Below are 2,074 nucleotides of genomic sequence, written 5' to 3'. Positions count from 1 at the left end.
GTGTGAGCGGGTGAAGGTGAACTCCCAGTCCGCGGCCTTCAGGAAGTAGTCCACCTCCCGGATGTGGACCTCGTCGTACCGCGGGAAGTCGCCGCGGCGTACCCGATAGGTCGCCTTTCCCCGCCAGTCGGCGACCGGATTCCACTGCGGCTCGCGCGTCTGGTCGATGCCCAGGACCCGTCCCTTCGAGCGGAAGTACACGATCGACCCCTCCTTCGATCGCGACCAGCCCTCGGGTACGTAGACCGAGAAGCCGGTCGGATCGCGATGGTCGATCCATCCGCCCGGCAGCGGCGGCCGGGAACGCCCGGTGGCGGTGGCCGAAACCGGCGCGGAGGTAGCGGGGGAGGACGGCCCGGCGGACCCGGAGGACCCGGACCCGGAAGACCCGGACCCGGCCCCGGACGACCCGGACGGCTCGGACGGGTCCGACGACGGCGTCGGCGGCGTGGCGGCGGGAGCCGCGCTCGGCTGGGCACGGCTGTTCGACGCCCGGTCGTCCGGCCGCAACACCGCCCACACGACACCGGCGACAAGCACGACCAGTGCGCAGGCCGCGGCGGTGAGCCAGACCCGCCGCCGGCGGCCGTCCGCGGATGGCGCCCGACCCGGGGGCTGTGCCGCTTCCGGCCGCTGAGCCTTCGGCAAGGGCGGAGAACCCGGGGCCGGGTCATCACCGGCCGCTGGGCCTTCGGCCGGGGCGGAGGGCTCGGGTTCCTCCGGGATTGTGCTGCTGACGGCCGCCGAGCCTTCGGCCAGTGCCGCGCTCAGCCGCCGCTCCGCCTCGGCCGCGTCGATCCGCTCGGCCGGGTCCTTGCGCAACAATCCGTCCAGGGTGGGCCGCAGCGGTCCGGCCCGGTGCGGCGGCTCGGGCTCGTCGGCGGCGATCGCGGTGATCGTCTCCATCACCGAGGCCCGCTGGTACGGCGGACGGCCCTCGACCGCCGCGTACAGGGTGGCGCCGAGAGACCACAGGTCGCCGGCCGCATGGGCTTCACCGTCGCGGATCCGTTCCGGGGACATGTACTGCGGTGAGCCCACCACGAGACCGGAGCTGGTCGAGATGCTCTCGCCGTCGACCGCGGCGACGCCGAAGTCGGTGAGCACCACCCGGCCGTCGTGACCGATCAGAACGTTGGCGGGCTTGACGTCGCGATGGCGTACGCCCGCCGCGTGTGCCGTGGTCAACGCGGCGAGAACCTCCAGCCCGACCCGCGCGGCGCGCTCCGGTGGCAGCGGCCCGTCCTGGCTGATGACCTCCTGCAGCGAACGCGACGGCACGTACTCCATGATGATCCACGCGCGGCCGGCCGACTCGAACGCGTCGTAGACGCGGGCCACGTTGGGATGGCTGAGCCGGGCACTCGCGCGGCCCTCGCGCAGCATGTGCCTGCGCAACGCTTCCCGGTCGGCCTCGAGCAGCTCGTCGGGCAGGAGGATCTCCTTGACCGCGACATCACGATCGAGGGTCTGGTCGCGGGCGAGCCACACCCGTCCCATCCCGCCGGCGCCCAGGAGGCGGCCGAGCCGGTACCGCCCTTGAACGGTGACCGGCTCGGTAGTCATGACCAGCGATGTACCCGCACCGCACGGAGTCCACGCACGCCCGGCGAGACCGGTGTCGATCCGCGTCCAGGCGACTCACAGCGGGCTTTGCGACAAAGTCAAGGGCTCGCACAGACGATAGCGGCATGATACAGCAACTCGTCCCGGCCGACGCCGGGACCGAGGTCTGGCGAGCCCGGCCGCCGATGTCGCGCGCGGCGGTCGCCCGCCTGGTGCAACTCGCGGGCATGGTGAACATCCTGACCGGTCTGCTGCCACCACGACATGGCCGGATGGCGGCACTCGCCGAGCTCATGCCGGTCGCCGGGATCCTCACCGCCCGCGCGGCGACGACGGCGGCCGGACTGCTGCTGATCTATCTCGGAGCCGGGCTCCGCCGGAGTAAACACCGTGCGTGGCAGGTCGCCGTGGTGGTGGCCGGCGCCGGCGTCGTGCTGCATCTGGTTCGCGGGCTGGACTACGGCGCGGCGGTCTTCTCCGCGGTGCTGCTCGGCGTCCTGGTCGTCAC

Annotated in this window: 1 protein-coding gene and 1 pseudogene; one reads left to right on the top strand and one right to left on the bottom strand. The window is 72.7% G+C overall.

Annotated elements, in window-relative coordinates; translation table 11 throughout:
- Positions 1–1,566, bottom strand: a 1,566-nt coding sequence (locus AB0M20_RS40125) for a protein kinase (RefSeq protein ID WP_364306385.1), incomplete at its 3' end; no start/stop codon positions are given.
- A 125-nt stretch (positions 1,567–1,691) separates the two neighbouring features.
- Between AB0M20_RS40125 and AB0M20_RS40120 the strand changes: the two are divergent.
- A pseudogene (locus tag AB0M20_RS40120) lies at positions 1,692–2,074 on the top strand (hypothetical protein); the annotation flags it as partial.

The organism is Actinoplanes sp. NPDC051633, assembly GCF_040681735.1.
In the GTDB taxonomy this organism is placed as follows: domain Bacteria; phylum Actinomycetota; class Actinomycetes; order Mycobacteriales; family Micromonosporaceae; genus Actinoplanes.
This window is presented reverse-complemented; position numbering and strand designations above follow the sequence as displayed.